Below are 18,290 nucleotides of genomic sequence, written 5' to 3'. Positions count from 1 at the left end.
ACTTTAGTATTTCCTGAATACAGGTCGCTGTTTGTATGCGTTTGATTCATTCTAAAAAAATAACTTCCAGCATTGACAATTGCACCAGATACGGAAAATTTGTCTAATCTCAGTTCATTATCAAATGCTATTCCATCTATACTGACCCAACTTATAGTTTGAACAGAGTAAGGAAGTCCGTTTACATTCCAGATAACAGAGACTACTCTGGTAACTGATGTATAAGAATTTGCTGCTATTGCAAAAGTGGGAAATAAAAAAATTAAATAAAATACCATAGAAAATATAAAATTATAGAAAAAAATGTTTTTTAGAAAATATCATCATATGTCGCCTCCTTTTCAGTAAGATCAATAGATTATTTTTGGTTTATTATTAATATAAGAACAATTCATACCACTCCTTTTCTTGCTAAATTATAGAAAAATTATAAAATAAAGCAAAAAAAAACAAGTATAAAGTAATTACCGGGATATGATTCTATGAATTTTTACTACTTATTTTTTTGTCAATAGAGTTTTTATACGGTTGAGAGTGCAACAAGATGTAGTAGCTATATTAATTTCAAAAAATGAGGAGGTTAGAATGCAAGATAAACTTTTAAATCGGGTGGCCGCAGAGACAGGCATTAATAAAAAGCAGGTAGAAAATACAGTAAAGCTTTTGGATGCTGACAATACAGTCCCTTTTATTGCCCGCTACCGCAAGGAGGTTACCGGGGGGTTAAATGAAGTAGAGATAAGGAAGATTGCGGAACTTTTGAGGCTTTACCGCAACCTGGAAGCCAGAAAGGAAGAAGTTATCCGGCTTATAGGAGAACAGGGAAAGCTTACTCCGGAGCTGGAAGAGAAGATTATCAATGCTCCCAATGTAACTGCTGTGGAAGATATATACCGTCCGTTCAGGCCGAAAAAGAGGACCCGGGCTATGATAGCCCGGGAAAAGGGCCTGGAGGGGCTGGCTCTTTTTCTGGTTAAAGGCCAGGGAAGCCCGGAGAAGGAAGCACAAAAATACCTGTCTGAACAGGTAGAAACAGTAAGTGATGCGCTTAAAGGGGCTATGGATATAATTGCCGAGGAAATAGCAGATGATGCTGAAATAAGAGCCTGGGTGCGCAATTTTATAAGGCGTACCGGAATTATAGTATGCAGGGCAGAAGATCCCGAAAAAGAGTCGGTGTATCAGATGTACTATGATTACCGGGAACCGGTGGCTAAAATGCCATCCCATCGGATACTGGCAATAAACCGGGGGGAAAGGGAAGGATATATCAAGGTAGATGTGGAAGCAGAGCGGGAAAAGGTATATGAACATATAGCTTTATATTATAAGGCTTTTAATCCCGATGCTGAGGATTATATAAAAAAAGCGGCAGAAGATGCCTATAAGAGGCTTATAGAGCCTTCGGTAATCAGGGAGATAAGAAATGAACTTACAGAAAAGGCGGAAGTTCATGCAGTGGAGATTTTTGCCGCCAATCTGAGAAACCTTTTGCTCACCCCACCGGTTAAAAAACGGATAGTGCTGGGAGTAGATCCGGCTTACCGCACCGGATGCAAATGGGCAGTAGTGGATGAAACCGGAAAGCTTCTGGAAACCGGGGTAGTTTACCCTACCCCACCCCAGAAGAAGATAGAAGAAGCCAAACAGGTATTTGACCGGCTGGTAAGGCAGTATAACATTGATATAATTGCCATCGGAAATGGAACTGCCTCCCGGGAAACCGAGCAGTTTGTAGCTGAATTTATAAGAGAACATGAGGGATATAACCTTTCTTATATTATCGTAAATGAAGCAGGCGCCAGTGTCTATTCGGCTTCTGAGCTGGGTATAAAAGAATTTCCCGAACTTGATGTGGCAGAGAGGAGCGCGGTATCTATTGCCAGGAGGCTGCAGGATCCCCTGGCAGAGCTGGTTAAAATTGAACCTAGATCCATCGGGGTGGGTCAGTACCAGCATGATGTGAACCCTAAAATGCTTGATGAAAAGCTTTCCTGGGTGGTGGAATCGGTTGTCAACTATGTAGGAGTTGATGTTAATACGGCTTCCTCCTCTCTTTTGAGCTATGTAGCAGGCATCAACAGTACGGTGGCTGCCAATATTGTAAAATACCGGGAAGAGAACGGCAAGTTTAAAAACCGCCGGGACCTGTTAAAGGTGCCGCGACTGGGAGCCAAAGCTTTTGAACAATGTGCCGGATTTTTAAGGATAGATGATGGTGATGAACCTCTGGATGCGACTGCTATTCATCCGGAATCTTATCCTGCAGCCTATAAGCTTTTATCCCTTCTAGCTCTTAAAGCGGAAGAAATCGGGACTGCCCGCGCAAAAGAGGTATTATCGGGCATATCTCTTAAAGAGATGGCAGAAAAGCTTGCTATAGGGCTTCCTACCCTGGAAGACATGGTGGAAAGCCTGGTGCATAAAAGAAGAGACCCCCGGGAAGAGCTGCCACCCCCGGTATTCAGGCAGGATGTTCTTACCATGGATGATTTAAAACCGGGCATGAGGCTTAAAGGAACTGTCACCAATGTTGTTGATTTTGGAGCTTTTGTAGATATCGGGGTAAAAAACAGCGGGCTTGTCCATATTTCTGAACTTGCTTCAGGATATGTAAAACATCCTTTGGAAGTGGTGGGGGTTGGACAAATTGTGGAAGTGGAAGTGCTGTCAGTAGATAAGGAGAGGGGAAGGATTGCCCTTACCATGAAATTTTAGGCCAAAAGGGGCTACTTAAAAGCCCCTTTTTTCTATTCTTCAGGAATGGAAGAATTATTGTTTACCCCGTTTTTAAAAAGTTTGCGTTCGATGAAAAAACGGTCAGACAAAGGGTCATATTTGACTATATCGCAGGCCAGAAGTTTTTCGCCAGGCTTTATATAAAGAATTACTGCGGAATAGGGTACTCCTTTTTCGGCATATAATCCTCTAAGTCCGGCTGCTCCTGCAGTTCCCGGATTTATTCTTATATTGCCGCTTTCTTCTGCTATCTCCAGGCGGTGGCTGTGTCCGTGTATCACCAGAGGAAATGTTTTGACAAGCTCCAAAGCTGCTTTGTGATGGTGGATTACTGCTATGTCAGGTTTTTCCTCTTTTTGGTCTAAAAGTTCGGGAACTTTTTTAAGCACCGTTTTTTCCCATTCTTTTTCATCCGTTATGACGACTTCCTGGCTTTCGGACAGGGGATCCCCGGTTCCCAGAATTTTAAGGCCGGAAACCTCAACGGTTGTTCCCTTAAGGATTATGCCTTTTTTTAGACTTTTTATGAATGCAGAGGTTTCCGGGGTATCATGGTTCCCGGAAGCAAAAACGTAAGGTATATCAAGGTCTTTCAGCTTTTCTACGGCCTGGATTTCTGCTTCGGAACCAAAATCGGTAAGATCGCCGGCATCGATAATGAGATCTACCTTGAAGCTTTGTGCCAGGGAAGTTATGAATTCTATCCCTACTGGGTTAGAGTGCAGGTCGCTTACGACCAGCACTTTTTTTACTTCGGAACTTTCCGCAGGATTGCCGACCAGTGAAAAATTTTCGGCATGGGCGAAAAGCACTTTAATATTGGATACTGCCCGGCGCGTTTGTTTCTGCACTTCATCCAGCTGGGAAAGCAGTTTATCCGGTTCTGGTATAAGATTGGGAGCTACCGCAATGACCCCGCTGTATTCAGGTTCTTTAAATGCCCTTATATCATAGGTGGCAAAGGTTTGCCACAATACCAGGCATAAGAGGATTATGGCAGCAATTGACGACAATGAAGTTTGTTTAAAAGAAGAACGCCATATAAGGTAAGTCATGACAAAGGCACTGGCCAGTGCCAGGATTATCTGTTTGAATATAAAAAACGGAATAAGGCCGGGAATGTGAATGCGCAGCTGTTCGATAAAGCTGGATGGCTGATGAGATTTTAAAAGCTCACGTGCCAGATCAGTCCCTATATAGAGAAGCTCGATATTCAATTGTAATGGCGAATTATGTGTAAAAGCGGATATGCTGCCAAAAGGAGGCAGTTTGATTACCGTTTGCCCGTTGCATGAGGGAACCAGGGAAAATTTGAGGGTTAATCCCTCTATGTTATAGGTAGACGGGCCCAGAAGATAAACACCTGCCAGGGCAAAAAATATGCTGGTAAGGAGTAAAACCGCTGCCTTTAAAATCTTGTGGTTCCTGCATCTTGAGGTTTTGCGTTTTATGTGCTGCATAGTTTTCACCTTATTATGCTTTTTGGCTGGTTATTATTTTACACCAGGTTTTATATTAAGGCGATAGAAGATTATTCCGGGAAAACCAAAAAGGGTGGCATAATGCCACCCTTTTACAAGTATATGCCGATTTATTTGGGCTGCATGCGGATTGCGCCGTCCAGGCGGATAGTTTCGCCGTTCATGTAGCCGTTTACTACAATCTGTTCTACGAGCATTGCAAACTCATCGGGATTACCGAGTCTCTGCGGGAAGGGAACTTGCTGAGCCAGGGACTGGCGAGCAGGTTCAGGCAGAGCTTTCATCATCGGGGTATCAAATATACCAGGAGCTATGGTGCATACACGGATGCAGTGTCTGGCCAGGTCGCGGGCGATAGGAAGAGTCATGCCAACTACGCCGGCTTTGGAAGCAGAGTAAGCAGCCTGTCCGATCTGTCCGTCGAAAGCAGCAACGGAGGAAACATTGATGATAACGCCTTTTTCACCGCTTTCATCCGGCTCATTCTTGTCCATTTCAAATGCAGCATGAGCGAGCATATTGAAAGCACCGATAAGGTTGATTTCGATAACCATTTTGAACCAGTCAATGTTGTAGGGGCCATCCTTGCTGATGGTGCGGCCTGCTGCACCTATTCCAGCGTTATTGACCAGGATGTGGATAGCTCCGAATTTTTCCTTGGCTACAGCGCAAACATTTTTAATGTCGTCAGTTGAGACCATGTTGGCTTTTACGAAAACAGCTCTTTCCCCTAATTTTTCAGCCAGGGCTTTCCCGTTTTCTTCGTTGAGGTCAGCGATTACTACATTGGCACCTGCGTTGTGCAGACGGATAACTGCAGCTTCTCCCAATCCGGAAGCTCCACCAGTAACGATAGCAGTTTTGCCAGCGATCTTCATTACATTCCCACTCCTTTTTGTTTTTTAGATAAAAGGGCAGCCTTAAAAGCTTCACCACCCCTTTGGCCATGAACAGGATTTTAATTCCTGTCATGTTAAATTAATAATAACATAAAAATTTAAATTGGTGGAGAAAAATTTCACATTCAGAAAATTCTTTTTATTGAAATTAGGCAAAAGGTCTTTCCCGCCCTTTGCTCAGGTTATGCATAATCATCAAGGTCTGGTTGCGGTCTTCCATTTTAAGGGCTGCCTCCAGGCCTGCGCAGTCCAGGTTTTGGTTTATGGCTTCTTTGGTAAGCCTTATAGCAAGCGGGTCTTTGGCCACTATTTCTTTAGCCAGTTCCAGAGCAGTTGGGAGGAGTTTTTCCCGGGGAACACAGCGGGAGACAAAACCCAGGCTGACGGCTTCTTCAGCCGTCATAAAACGGCCAGTTAAAAGGAATTCATAGGCTCTGCCAGCTCCTATAAGGCGGGGGAGAAAATAGCTGGAACCCATATCGGCTCCCCCTAATCCTACATTTATATAGAAAGCGGAGAATCTGGCATCAGGTGAGATTATCCTTATATCAGAAGCCATGGCAAAACTGAAACCTGCCCCGGCAGCTGCCCCATGAATTACAGCGATTATAGGCTGGGGTATTTGCCGCATGGCTAACTGCAGGTAGCCCAGCTGGGTTTGATACTGGTAAAATCCTGGGGTAGTTAAAAGATCAGGTGCTACCTCTTCCTTTACATCTACTCCGCCGCAAAAGCCTTTTTCCCCTTCTCCTTTAAGAATTACTACCCGTGTGGCCAGGTCTTCCTTAAGCCTTTTCCATATATCGGTGAGTTCATCTGCCATTTTGCGATTTACGGCGTTAAGTTTTTGGGGACGGTTAAGGGAAAGGAGCATGATGTTGTTTTCCAGCATTTCGATTTTCAGGGTTTCATACTGAGGATAAGACATTATTTTCACTCCTGATATTTAATATTTAATTATCCCTAATACTATATAAGGACATTAAAATCCTGCTTTAAATTAATCTGTTCACATATATTAATGAGCAGAATAAATATATATAAAATTTACCTATATCCTAAAATAAAAAATATTGATAATTCAAAATAAAAATAATATTCAGAAAAATAAAGGAATTTTTTAGTCTTAATTGAAATATTATTAAAAAGAGTTTGATATATTTTTAAAAAACAAATTCTGGGAAAGGGGTAGGTGATGCTGGTGCAGTTAAATGCGGGGGTTATTACTGATGATGTTAAGAAGTGTGTTGATGAAATTATCAATTATATAGGAAAAGACATAACTTTTGCCATGACCTTGGCTTTAGGAAAGCCTGCCCGTCTGGTTAATGAACTTTACCGGCGGGCGAAAGAGGATCCGGAAATAAAGCTAAAGATAGTAACTGCTCTTTCCCTGGAAAAACCGCGCGGCCATTCCGAACTTGAGCGCAGATTTTTAAAGCCTATAGCTGATAGAGTATTTGCAGGAGTGCCTGATTTTGATTATATAATAGATTACCGTGAAGGCAGATTGCCTCCCAATGTAGAAATTTACGAATTTTTCTGCAAAGCTGGCGCCAATCTCCATTCCCCCGAACTCCAGCAAAATCATCTAGGTTCTAACTATACTCATGTTCCCCGGGATGCGGTTGATTTTGGCACTAATGTCATAGGCATACTTTTGGCTGTCAAGGAGATTGATGGCAAAGTTATGTATTCTACTGCCTGCAACCCGGATGTTACTCTGGAAGCCGTGGAATTGCTGCTTGAGAAGAGGAAAAATGGCGAAAAGGTAGCTATCATAGGGGAAGTTAATGAAAATATGCCTTTTATGTATGGGGATGCGATTATTGAGGCTGAAAAATTTGATATTATCCTGCGCGGCCCCTATTATAACTATGCGCTTTTTGCTCCTCCCAAAGATGCGGTGGCTTTATCTGATTATTCTATAGGGCTTCATGCCAGTACCTTGGTAAAGGATGGAGGGACTATCCAGGTAGGTATAGGGGCTTTAGGAGATGCTATCGTTTACGGCCTTATAATGCGCAATGACCATAATGATGTCTATAAAGAAATTATAGAGAAAATGGGCATCGATAAAAAATATGGAAAGCTTATCGAAAGGGTGGGGGGATTAGAGCCTTTAGAAAAGGGGCTTTATGGCTCCTCAGAAATGTTTATTGACGCTTTTATGCAGATGTACAAGAGCGGGATTCTTAAACGCAGGGTTTATGACAGTATTCCGCTTATGAAACTTATAAATGCGGGCGAACTTGATGAAAATAATATCCGGGAAGATATAATAGATGTGCTGCTGGAAATGAAGGCAATAAGCTCCCGGCTTACAGAAGAGGATTTCAGGTTTCTTACCTATTTTGGGATTCTGAAAGCAGGGTTGAAGTTTTCATCTTCAGAAGGAGTTATTCTAGATGGCGATATTCCATATTCAATTGATATGAATGATGAGAAAGCGCGAAGAGAGATAAGAAATATACTGGGTAAAAAGCTTTTGAATGGATATGTTATGCTGGGTGCTTTCTTTATCGGGCCTAAATCTTTTTATGATGCCTTAAATAATATGAGTGAAGAAGAGAGAAAGCTTTTCCAGATGTCGGGAGTCGACCGGGTTAATCAGCTTTATGGAGGGGAAGAACTAAGAAGGCTGCAGCGCAAAGATGCCCGGTTTATCAATACGGGCATGATAGCAACCCTTTTGGGGGCAGTAGCTTCCGACCAGCTGGAAGACGGCCGGGTGGTAAGCGGCATAGGAGGACAGTATAATTTTGTATCAATGGCTCATGCTCTGCCTGATGCGAGAGCAATAATCCTTATAAAGAGTGTCAAGGGAACTGGCAGGACTTTGAAATCAAATATAAGATTCAGCTATGGCCACTGCTCTGTTCCCAAGCACCTGCGGGATATTATTATAACCGAATATGGGATTGCCGATATAAGAGGGAAGCCTGATAAAGAAGTAATTATGGAAATGATTAAGGTGGCTGATTCGAGATTTCAGGATCAACTGCTGGAAGAAGCCAAAAAAGCCAGGAAAATACCTAAAGATTGGGATATTCCTTCTGAATACCGCAACAACACACCGGAGAAAATTGCCTCTATTTTAGCTCCCTATCAGCAGAAAGGCTATTTTAAACCTCATCCCTACGGCACAGATCTTACCCAGGACGAAATAATACTGGGAGGTTCGCTTAAAGCCTTAAAAGCGCTTTCTACCGGTTATCCTTTAAAACTGGCAGGTGGACTTTTCCTGGAATTATTCAGACCGGTACCCAGGACAGCTCATCGCTATTTGGAACTGGTAGACCTGGCGCAGCCTAAAGGAGTAAAAGAGAGAATGCTTAGAAAAATGGTAGTTTTTGCTTTAAGGAACAGCAAACGAATTTAAAAAATAATAAAAAATATAAATAAAGGATATAAAATAAGGGAGTATTACTCCCTTATTATTTTTAGTTTTGTAAGTTTTAAAACCTGCAGGGTTGTATAAAGCTGCATAAAGTAATAGAATTTTAGTTAGTATAAATTATAGCCGAAAAATGGAAAAACTAAATTGGGAGGAAAAATTTATGGGAAATATAAGGCTATATGCGGATAATGCCTGTGATCTGGACCGGGAAGTATTAGAAAGCCTGGGAGTAAGAATGTTTCACATGCCGGTAACTATAGAAGGCAAAACTTATCGCGATCGGCTTGATATAACCCCTGCTGAGTTTTATCGGCTTATTTCTAAACCAGGCGTTGTTCCTACTACTGCCCAGATAAATCCAGCTGAGTTTCAGCAGGAATTTGAAAAGGTTATGAAGGAAACAGATGATGAAATAATTTATATTGCTTTTTCGTCAGGATTAAGCGGTACCTACCAGTCGGCCTGCATAGCCAGGGATTTGGTCAATCCGGAAAGGATAACGGTTATTGATTCCAAGAGTGCCTCTGTAGGATATGCGCTTACTGTTATAAGGGCAGCCAGAGCTATCAAGGATGGCAAGAGCAAGGAAGAGGTTATTGCTGAAATCGAGGATAATGTAAGAAGAATTGAACATATATTTGTTGTAGGCAATTTTGAAATGCTTAAAAGAGGAGGAAGAGTAAGCGCGACTTCAGCAGTTTTGGGAAATCTTTTAAATATAAAGCTTATACTGCATTTTGTTGATGGCAAAATAGTTCCCCTGGAGAAGGTAAAGGGGCTTAAAAAAGCTAAGAAGAGAATGCTTGAAATTATGGAAGAGAGGGCAGCTGATGATTTGCCTTCCCAGCTTATTGGCATTAACCATTCAGCTGACTATGAAGGGGCTCTGGAAATAAAGGAAATGATTGAACAAAGATTTGGCTGCAAGGATTTTATTATTTCTGAAATTGGAGCGGCTATTGGTTCCCATGTGGGAGCTGGAACTTACTCGGTGTTTTTCCTCAACAAAGGATAATACAGGGCAAAGGCAGGGCTAAAAAGCCTTGCCTGTATTTTTGTTGAGTATTTTTTCATAAATTTTAATATAATCTTCTACCATTCTTTCCTGGCTAAACCTTTCTGCTACCCACCTTCGGCAGTCAGCACGCTTTATATCCGGGATATTTTTAATTCTGGCGGCCGCCTCTTCTATATTATTTACTAAAAAGCCGGTTACCCCATCTTTTATAACTTCCGGCATAGATCCGCGGTTAAAGGCTATAACCGGTGTGCCGCAGGCCATGGCCTCTACAACACTTAAGCCGAAAGGTTCGTTAAAGTTTATGGGATGCAGAAGGGCATAAGCGCCTCCAAGAAGTATATTGCGCGCATAAGGTTCTACTGATCCTATATAAATTATATTCTGGTTATCAATATGAGGTTTGACACAGGTTTTAAAATAGTTTTGATCCTGAATTATGCCGGCTATATATAGCTTGCGGCCGGCTTTTTTGGCAATCTGTATGGCTTCTTTGGTACCTTTGTCTTCATGAATACGGCCTAAATATACCAGGTAATCGCTGCTTTTTTCCTGAAAGGTGAATTCGCTTAAGTCTATTCCGTGGTAAACGGTAGCAATATAATCAAGTTCGGGCCTTCTGTCAGCATTGCTTATTGAGACATAATAGGTGTTCTGGTTGTATTTCTTATATACAGGCAGTATTTTCTCTGATGAAAAGCCGTGTATAGTTGTCAGGACTGGAGTTTTAACCAGACGGCTGTAGGTTAAAGGAAGAAAATCGTAATGATTATGGATAAGATCGAAATTTTCTGCCTGCTCAAATAAATGTGATATATGCAGTGCTTCCCAGACCTTGGGGTCTATATCCCTGTTTTCTTCATAAGGATAAGGACAGATAAAAGAAAGTTTACCGGAAGTAACAGAATTTCCGGTAGCAAAAAGGGTCACATCTATGTTTTTTTTAACCAGCCCTTCAGCAAGAAGTGATACAACCCTTTCCCAGGGACCATAGTGGCTGGGAGGGGTACGCCAGGCAATTGGTGATAAAAGAGCTATTCTCATTTTTAAACCCCTTCTTTATTCGTATTCTGCTATGGCGGTTATTACATATTTATCTATTACCTGAACCAGGATTTGTATGGGGCGGTTCAGAGTATTGCGAAATTTAAAGTCCTGGATGCCGAAGGAAACAGTGGCATCTCTTTTGTCCGGGACATAGGCTACTTTCATGCTGTGGGGATGCCTTTCCACCACTTTGAGATTGCAGGCCAGGACGGCATTGTAAAGGGTGCTTGATACCTGACAAACTCCTCCCCCTATTCCAGGCACTACTTTTTTGCCGGCAAATACAGGAGCCTCCAGGAATCCTGCTTCTTTTGTCCGTTTTCCTACGGTTTGATTAAAAGAAAAGGTTTGATTTGGATATAAAACCTTGCCATTTATTTTTTGACAGGCTAATTTTACATTGTTGGTGCGGTTTGCTGAATTATTGAGCAGTGTAGTGTAGTATCCCCCTATAATCTTATGTTCAGGATAAAGCTGATATAAGTCAGGAACTTCTTTAAATGTACCCCAGAGGGGAAGATTTTTTGGAATATTTGCTTCCTGGCTGCTGCTGAAATTTGCACTCATAAGATAGAGAGTCTTTTTTTCGATATTATAATTTAAGGAATAACCACCTATCTCAGCTATAAAGCGCAGAGGAATAAAAAAGATATCGTTGATTATGACGGGGGCGGCGTAAAGCTCTATTATTTCATCATTTTTTATGGCATATATGTCATAGGCTCTAAGAGAAATACTGGTATTTGCATTTGTAAGCCATATTTGATTGTTATCTGTTTTATCCAGTACCAGGTTGAATATACAGGCGGCATCATCAGCTGATATCATGATGCGGCTTTCCTGGTTTATAAACAGAGGATACCTGGTAGTCACAGGTTTTCCATCCAAAAAGGTGTTTATTTTATATTGAAAAATATCTTCTGCCGATGTATCTGTATTGTTGACTATTTCCGTTTCCCCCGTTTTATTATTTTCTTCAGGAGAGAGATTTTCTGTTATGTAATTATCATTTGCTATCTGGTCCCCTTCCATAGCCCAAAAAGGAGCTGGGTAAAAAAGAATGGTGCCTGATATAAGGCAGGTTATGAGGATAATAGATAAGGAATATAAATAGGTCCTTTTCTTCATCAAATCCCTCCACATTTTTTTATAAAATAGCTATGACATTTATGGATAAATATTCCATAATAATAGGCTCACAATAAATTATTTGCCTTTAGCAAATGTTTTATACCCAGGGATACTGGAATTACTGGCTGAGAAAAGATAAGTATGATATAGTTATAAAGATATGAAGCTTTAAGATACCCCAAAGGAGGAAAAGTTTTTTGGAAATCAAAAGTTTTAGCGATATGGGTTTAAAAAAAGAACTGCTTGCTATGATAGAGGCTAAGGGTTTTGTGCATCCTACTCCCATACAGATGGAGGCTATACCCTGGGCTCTGCTGGGGGAAGACATAATGGGACAGGCGCAGACGGGAACCGGCAAAACGGCTGCGTTTGGGCTTCCCATACTTAACAGGGTTGAAAAAGGACAGGGCCTGCAGGGGCTTATTTTATGCCCCACGCGGGAACTGGCTGTTCAGGTAATGAAGGAAATATCATTTTTAGGAAGCCGGCTTGATATTAATGTTTTGGCTGTATATGGCGGGCAATCAATGGAAAGACAAATTCACGCTCTTAAGCAGAAGCCGGAAATCGTGGTGGGAACTCCCGGCAGGCTTCTTGACCATTTGCAGAGGAAGACTATTTCGCTTAGAGAAGTTAAATTTTTGGTGCTGGATGAAGCGGATGAGATGTTGGATATGGGATTTTTGCCTGATATTGAAAAGATTATAAGCTTTTGTCCAAGGGCAAGGCAGACTTTTCTTTTTTCAGCTACCCTGGATGAAAAGGTAAGAAGGCTGGCAACTAAATATATGCGCAATCCCAGGCTTATTGTTATCCCTTCCCCGGAACGTACAGTACCGGTAATTGAACAGAAGTATTATGTAGTAAAACCAGGGCTTAAAGCGGAGTTTTTATGCTGCCTTTTGGAAAGCCTGCCTGTTTCATCTGCTCTTATTTTTTGCCGCACCAAAAGAGGTGCTTCTGAATTAGCCTGTGTTTTACAGAAAAAAGGTTATACTGCCAACTGCCTGCATGGAGATATGTCACAGCGGGAAAGGGATTATGTAATGAATGCTTTCCGCAGGCGCAGCATAAGGCTGCTTACGGCAACAGACCTGGCAGCGCGCGGTCTTGATATAAAACATGTATCCCATGTGATAAATTATGACATACCGGAAGATCCCGAAATTTATGTGCACCGTATTGGCAGAACCGGCAGGGCAGGAAGAAGGGGGACGGCCATAACTTTGGTAGAGCCGGAGCAGATGAGGTGGCTAAAATCTATTGAAAGGTATATAGGAAGAAAGATAGAAAAAGACTTTTTGCCTTTAAATGAAGCGTTAAGAGAAAAACAGATTTTACAGATGGAAGAAATGATAAAAGCCAGGATGAGGGGGAAAACATCACCCTGGTGTGAGGAACTGGCTTTTAAGCTTATGAAAAATAATAGCCCTGAAGAGCTGGTAAAAACGCTTCTTGATATAATATGGAAAGAATATTATGGTGAAACTGAAGGGCAGGAATCTGAACCTGAAGAAATGGTAAATGTTGAAATTCCCTGGGGAAGAAAGCACGGGATAGATGTGAGGTTTATCAATCAATTCCTGACAGATAACGCAGGCCTGTCCTTATCCCAGATTGGCGAGATTGAACTTGGGGAAGAAGAATCTTATGTGGAAGTGCCTCTTGATTATGTAGATGCCGTATATAGGGCAATAGACAGTTTCCATTTTAAGAAAGAAAGAAAAAGGATAGCCAGATGGGCAGAGCACTAGATGAAGGGGGAAAGAGCGATGGAGAGATTTTTCTGCTTTACAGAGCTTACTTACTGTTTAGGCAGCCGGGAAAGGGCAGTTAAAGTAAGTGGGGAATTAAAGGCAGGGCATATTCTGGTAGTTAAAGGGCCTTCCGGAAGCGGCAAGTCTACTTTGCTTAAGGTTATGGCCCGGCTGGTTAAGGCGGAAGAGGGAGAAATTATATACCGGGACAAAAACTGGCGTGTATACAGCCCGTATGAATGGAGGGTCAATATTCAGTATGTTCCCCAGAGGCCGGTGGTATTTAGAGGAACAGTCAGGGAAAATTTAGAAAAGCCTTTTATGCTTAATATAATGTCAAAAGACAAAAAGTTTGATGAACCAAAAGCCAGAAAGTACCTCAAGGATTTTGCCCTGCCGGAGGAGATTTTGGATCAGGAGGCTAAAACCCTGTCTGGAGGGGAAGCAGCCCGTATATCTCTTATAAGGGCTCTTCTTGTTGAACCTTCGATAATTTTGCTGGATGAACCTACTGCTTATCTGGATAATGATAACCGCATCAGGGTTTTGCATTTTTTAAACCAGTGGATAAAAGAAGAAGCGGGAAGAGGTATAGTGCTGGTATCCCATCAGGAAAGCGATATAGATGAACTTAAAAATACGAGCTTTATAGATATAGGAGGTTAGGGGGGAGAAGGATGGGGAATGCTGCTTACAGCTATATTGAAATTTCCTACTGGCACCTTTTTTTAAGCATATTTCTGGTCTTGATAACCGGAATAATATCTGCACTGCTGCGGCTGGGGCTTGTCAGACCGCTTGTTTGGGGAACTATCAGGGCTTTTGTCCAGCTTACCCTTATTGGCTATGTTCTAAGCTTTGTTTTTAAACTTAATAATCTGGCGGTTATTTTGCTTATTATACTTTTAATGTGTTATATAGCCAGCAGGGAAGCGAGCAGGAGGATAAAAAAACCGGTGGTCAAGCCTGACTTTATGTCTTTTCTGGCTTTAACAGCCAGCACTTTCCTGGTGGGGCTAATAGTGGTTGTGCTTATAATATCCCCTGATCCCTGGTATACCCCGCAGGTTATAATACCTATGTTTGGCATGATCCTGGGCAACTCCATGAATGGGATTGCCCTGTCTCTTGACCGCATGTATGGGGAAATTTACGGCCACCTTGATGAGGTGGAACAGCTTTTAGCTCTGGGGGCTACCCCTTTTGAAGCTGTGCGGGATTATGTTAAAGAAGCGGTGGCAGCTGGCATGACCCCTACCATAAATTCGCTTATGGTGGTAGGGCTGGTGAGCTTGCCGGGCATGATGACCGGCCAGATACTGGCGGGTATGGATCCTTCGGTAGCAGTAAGGTATCAGTTTGTAGTCATGGTGATGATTGCAGCTGCAGTAGCTATAGGCTGTCTTATAATTGTGGGGCTTTCTTACCGCAGTATATTTAATGAAGATATGGCTTTACATGAAAAGGTATATAAAAACTAGGAAGGGATATTCCCCTTCCTAGCTTTTTATAGATTCTTTAATTTTTCCGCGTCTCCTCTTAATTTTTCTGCCATCTGGTTTATATTCTGCACGGCATTAAATATTTCTTCTACTACCCTCAGCTGCTCATTGGTTACCGCTGTAACTTCCTGGACGGCTGCTGCCAGCTGCTGGGCTCCGGTTGATATATGCTGGATGCTCTGGTCTATTTCATCACTGGAGGCGATAAGTTCTTCGACAGTGGCAGAAATGTTATGCACAGCATTATCTATTATGGAAGAATGTTTGTCTATCTGGTTGAAGAGCTTGTGCCCTTCATTTACCGCCTCTATCTGTTCGGAAAGTGCCTGATTGGATTCTTCAATTTTAGCTGCGGTATGAGCAGTATTTAACTGCACTTCCCGTATTATTTCCTGGATGTTGCCAGCAGCGGCAGATGCTTCATCAGCCAGTTTGCGCACTTCTTCTGCCACTACCGCGAAACCTCTTCCGGCTTCTCCCGCTCTGGCCGCTTCTATAGCTGCATTAAGGGCCAAAAGGCTGGTTTGGTCAGCGATGTTTGATATGGTAAGCACAATTTTGCCGATTTCTTCTGACTGTTTGTTCAGGGCTTGTACCGCTGAAGTAGTTTCCCTGCTTATTTCGGCAGTCTTTGCAAGGGTTTGGGATTGATTTTCGATAGTATTGCGCCCGGCGTTTACAATTTCTACGAAATCATGCGAAAGCTCGCTTATGCGTTCAATTTCTCTTCCTATATCCTGCATGGCTTTTACCATCTGGCTGATAGTCCGGGAAGTTTTTTCAATCTGTACTGCCTGTTCAGAACTGGTGGAAGCGATATCTTCTACTCCCCGGTTTATCTGGCGGAAAGATTCCTGGCTCAGTTTGGCAGCCTTAAACAAAGTATTTGAATTGTCAGCCAGTTTTTGGGAGCTCATATTTATATTTTCCGCTTCCTGTTTTAGCAAGTTGTTGTAGCTGCAAACTTTTTCTTCCCGGTCACAGGCCAGGATAAGGAGGTTTTGGGTGGCTTTTCCCCCTAAAACAGAGGCCGCGGTGGCAATAATAAAAGAGGTATAGCGTATAGCCAGTACATTCGGAGCTGGCCGCAGATGGGGCATGGCATTCATGAGCAGCATGTCGCTTATAATGATGAGCGCACCTGCAAAGATAGAGATGCGGGCGTCAAAATACAGCAGTGAAAAAATAAGCACGATATACATAAGGTTAACCGTTTCATAGACAGGAGACAATATGCGGCATGTAAACAGGAGGACGAACTGCACTATTATTACCAGCCAGCTGCTCCAGCTGGCGGTGGCATATCTTTTAAGGATTAAAAAGGTAAGGGAGGTGAGTATGACATAATTGAGAACGTAAAAAACCATGATGCGGGGAGTTATAGTAGAACTTGCTTTATCGGCCAGATAGACACCTATAGTTCCCAGTGAAGTCAATAAACCGGTCAGAATGACGATTTTCAGGGCGCGATAGTGGTTCTGGATCATATTTTGTTTCAGGATTTGATTTTCCATTTTTGAAAACCTCCCGGGGATTTTTTACGTTTTATTAAAAAAGTATAGCATATTTTAAAAATTTATTGGTATATATAATGAAAAATTATAAAAAAATATAAAAATAGGCAAAAGTAATTTTGCCTATCAAAATATACGCAATTTTTGAAAAATAAACTGTGTCATGTCTTCATAAAATTAACCGATTTTTATCTGTATATTTTGGTTTTCAGCATTTAAGCCTAATAAGCCAGATTTTACTGGATGTTCCCCGGGGTATTTAATCTTCTTGCTAGTTTGCGTTTTTGAGAGCTTGAGCTTATTTTCATTTTGCTCCCCTCATATATGATGTTAAGTTCTTTTTGCACAAAACGCTGGGAGGCTACTAAATCAGCATTGGCATCTTTGCTCCAGACGCTTACCAGTGCGCGCTGGGGGTTTTTTACCTGTATCTGCACTTCATATTCTACTATACTGGTTATATCAAAAACAGCAAAATCAGAAGCAGATGGAGGGACAGTAAAAGAGGCGCTGTCGATTTCGGTTTTTTTTCCGTTGAGCCTGAAAAGTTTCACTTCCACATCTACTTTGTATTTGGAACTTATGTTTAATACCTTAATCCATACACTGGTAGCCGCGTTGCCGGCGGCATTTTCTACCGGGCCAGTCGAATAAATCCTGAACAAGATTTTTCACCCTTTGTGCTTTTTATACTTTTTTATGCACAGATAATATTTTTGGTGCCTGTTAAATTTATTGCCTGTTCAAAAAATCTAAAAATGAATATAATTGATTAATGTAGCAAATCAACAGGGATAGGGGAATAAAAAGAAAAAATGTACAGTATTCTGTCTACTGTTTTACCGATATTTATAGTCCTGTTTTCAGGATGGTTTTTGAAAAACATAAAGCTCGTTGATGAGGATTTTATAGAGGCTTCCAACCGGGTTATATTTTATTTTTTTCTGCCGGTTTTGCTTTTTTACAAGATATCCGCGTCCTCTTTCTCAGAGGTTTTTAATCTGAAAAATATTGTCCTTATGTATATTGTGGTTGCTGTAACCATCATGCTGTCCTATTTTACCGGTTTCTTGCTGAAATTAAGACGGCCGGAAAAAGCGACTTTTGTGATGACAGGCTTTCGGGGAAATGTGGCTTACATAGGCCTTCCTGTTTGCTATTATGCCTGGGGGGATACTGCTTTAGCCCTGGCCAGCATCTATATGGCTTTTTATACTCCTTTAGTGAATATCCTTAGTGTTTTTATAATGAATGGGAGAAAGGCTGATGGCCGGCTTTTGGTGCGGGAGATTCTCTTAAACCCCCTTATCATCAGCGCGGTTTTGGGAATAATTTTTTCTTTTCTGCATTTAAAGGTACCTGTTTTTATAAAGAACAGTCTGGATATAATGAGTGGGGTAACCATGCCCCTGTCGCTGGTAGCCATAGGTGCCACTATTGATTTCAGGCGCCTCCTGGCAAGCAGGGGGATTCTGGTTATTAACAGCATTATAAAGCTTATGGCTATGCCTTTTTTAGTTTTTGCGTACTGTGTTTTAAGCAGGGGAGCATTGCTTCTGGCAGATAAAGTTTTACTTATATTTATGGCCTGTCCGACGGCTGTAGTTACTTATATTGTGGCAGCAGGCATGGATGGAGATGAGAATTTGGCCAGTGGGGCTATAATAATAAGCACGGTTTTGTCTTTCTTTACCTTTATGTTGTGGCTTGCAATCCTGGGATAAAAGTTTTTATAAAAAATTAACGTTATTTTTTACGAAATTCCAGGAATTTTTTACCATGACTTAACATTTAACCATTTA

14 protein-coding genes are annotated in these 18,290 nt (G+C 41.7%); 7 read left to right on the top strand and 7 right to left on the bottom strand.

Going from position 1 to position 18,290, the window contains the following annotated elements:
• Window positions 1-585 precede the first annotated feature (585 nt).
• The gene (locus tag ACZ42E_RS08880) at window positions 586-2,718 is read left to right on the top strand and encodes a Tex family protein (protein ID WP_464891975.1); all 2,133 of its coding nucleotides are present in this window, start codon (window positions 586-588) and stop codon (window positions 2,716-2,718) included.
• 32 nt (window positions 2,719-2,750) lie between these two features.
• On the opposite strand, the gene ACZ42E_RS08875 is transcribed toward ACZ42E_RS08880, so the two are convergent.
• The 3 genes from ACZ42E_RS08875 to ACZ42E_RS08865 form a co-directional block, all read right to left on the bottom strand.
• Window positions 2,751-4,199: a metallophosphoesterase family protein gene (locus ACZ42E_RS08875; RefSeq protein WP_464891974.1), complete on the bottom strand. Its 1,449-nt coding sequence runs from the start codon at window positions 4,197-4,199 to the stop codon at window positions 2,751-2,753.
• 131 nt (window positions 4,200-4,330) lie between these two features.
• The gene (locus ACZ42E_RS08870) at window positions 4,331-5,098 is read right to left on the bottom strand and encodes a 3-hydroxyacyl-CoA dehydrogenase (RefSeq protein WP_464891973.1); all 768 of its coding nucleotides are present in this window, start codon (window positions 5,096-5,098) and stop codon (window positions 4,331-4,333) included.
• Window positions 5,099-5,267: 169 nt separating this feature from the next.
• Entirely contained in the window at window positions 5,268-6,047 is a 780-nt protein-coding gene (locus tag ACZ42E_RS08865; RefSeq protein ID WP_464891972.1) for an enoyl-CoA hydratase/isomerase family protein, read from the bottom strand.
• 267 nt (window positions 6,048-6,314) lie between these two features.
• Here ACZ42E_RS08865 and ACZ42E_RS08860 point away from each other — a divergent pair, with 267 nt between their 5' ends.
• Both ACZ42E_RS08860 and ACZ42E_RS08855 read left to right on the top strand, forming a co-directional pair.
• The gene (locus tag ACZ42E_RS08860) at window positions 6,315-8,501 is read left to right on the top strand and encodes an acetyl-CoA hydrolase/transferase C-terminal domain-containing protein (protein WP_464893519.1); all 2,187 of its coding nucleotides are present in this window, start codon (window positions 6,315-6,317) and stop codon (window positions 8,499-8,501) included.
• A 178-nt stretch (window positions 8,502-8,679) separates the two neighbouring features.
• Window positions 8,680-9,534: a DegV family protein gene (locus ACZ42E_RS08855; RefSeq protein ID WP_464891971.1), complete on the top strand. Its 855-nt coding sequence runs from the start codon at window positions 8,680-8,682 to the stop codon at window positions 9,532-9,534.
• 18 nt (window positions 9,535-9,552) lie between these two features.
• Here the strand turns inward: ACZ42E_RS08855 and ACZ42E_RS08850 are convergent, their stop codons facing one another.
• Together ACZ42E_RS08850 and ACZ42E_RS08845 are read right to left on the bottom strand one after the other, a co-directional pair.
• Window positions 9,553-10,581, bottom strand: coding sequence for a glycosyltransferase family 4 protein (locus tag ACZ42E_RS08850; RefSeq protein WP_464891970.1), 1,029 nt, complete (start codon window positions 10,579-10,581; stop codon window positions 9,553-9,555).
• Between the two features lie 15 nt (window positions 10,582-10,596).
• Complete coding sequence (locus ACZ42E_RS08845) at window positions 10,597-11,712, bottom strand: VanW family protein (protein WP_464891969.1); 1,116 nt, start codon at window positions 11,710-11,712, stop codon at window positions 10,597-10,599.
• Between the two features lie 200 nt (window positions 11,713-11,912).
• Between ACZ42E_RS08845 and ACZ42E_RS08840 the strand changes: the two genes are divergently transcribed.
• From ACZ42E_RS08840 to ACZ42E_RS08830, 3 genes are read left to right on the top strand one after another with little or no spacing between them, the layout of a single operon-like run.
• On the top strand, window positions 11,913-13,469 hold the full coding sequence (locus ACZ42E_RS08840) for a DEAD/DEAH box helicase (RefSeq protein WP_464891968.1): 1,557 nt from the start codon (window positions 11,913-11,915) through the stop codon (window positions 13,467-13,469).
• Between the two features lie 18 nt (window positions 13,470-13,487).
• On the top strand, window positions 13,488-14,138 hold the full coding sequence (locus ACZ42E_RS08835; protein WP_464891967.1) for an ABC transporter ATP-binding protein: 651 nt from the start codon (window positions 13,488-13,490) through the stop codon (window positions 14,136-14,138).
• Window positions 14,139-14,149: 11 nt separating this feature from the next.
• Window positions 14,150-14,953, top strand: a complete 804-nt coding sequence (locus tag ACZ42E_RS08830; RefSeq protein WP_464891966.1) for an ABC transporter permease — start codon at window positions 14,150-14,152, stop codon at window positions 14,951-14,953.
• A gap of 26 nt (window positions 14,954-14,979) precedes the next feature.
• Here the strand turns inward: ACZ42E_RS08830 and ACZ42E_RS08825 are convergent, their stop codons facing one another.
• The gene (locus ACZ42E_RS08825; RefSeq protein WP_464891965.1) at window positions 14,980-16,488 is read right to left on the bottom strand and encodes a methyl-accepting chemotaxis protein; all 1,509 of its coding nucleotides are present in this window, start codon (window positions 16,486-16,488) and stop codon (window positions 14,980-14,982) included.
• Between the two features lie 236 nt (window positions 16,489-16,724).
• Entirely contained in the window at window positions 16,725-17,153 is a 429-nt protein-coding gene (locus ACZ42E_RS08820) for a hypothetical protein (RefSeq protein WP_464891964.1), read from the bottom strand.
• Between the two features lie 150 nt (window positions 17,154-17,303).
• Here ACZ42E_RS08820 and ACZ42E_RS08815 point away from each other — a divergent pair, with 150 nt between their 5' ends.
• The gene (locus tag ACZ42E_RS08815) at window positions 17,304-18,212 is read left to right on the top strand and encodes an AEC family transporter (protein WP_464891963.1); all 909 of its coding nucleotides are present in this window, start codon (window positions 17,304-17,306) and stop codon (window positions 18,210-18,212) included.
• Window positions 18,213-18,290: the final 78 nt, after the last annotated feature.

This window comes from Thermosyntropha tengcongensis (genome assembly GCF_055381335.1).
This window is presented reverse-complemented; position numbering and strand designations above follow the sequence as displayed.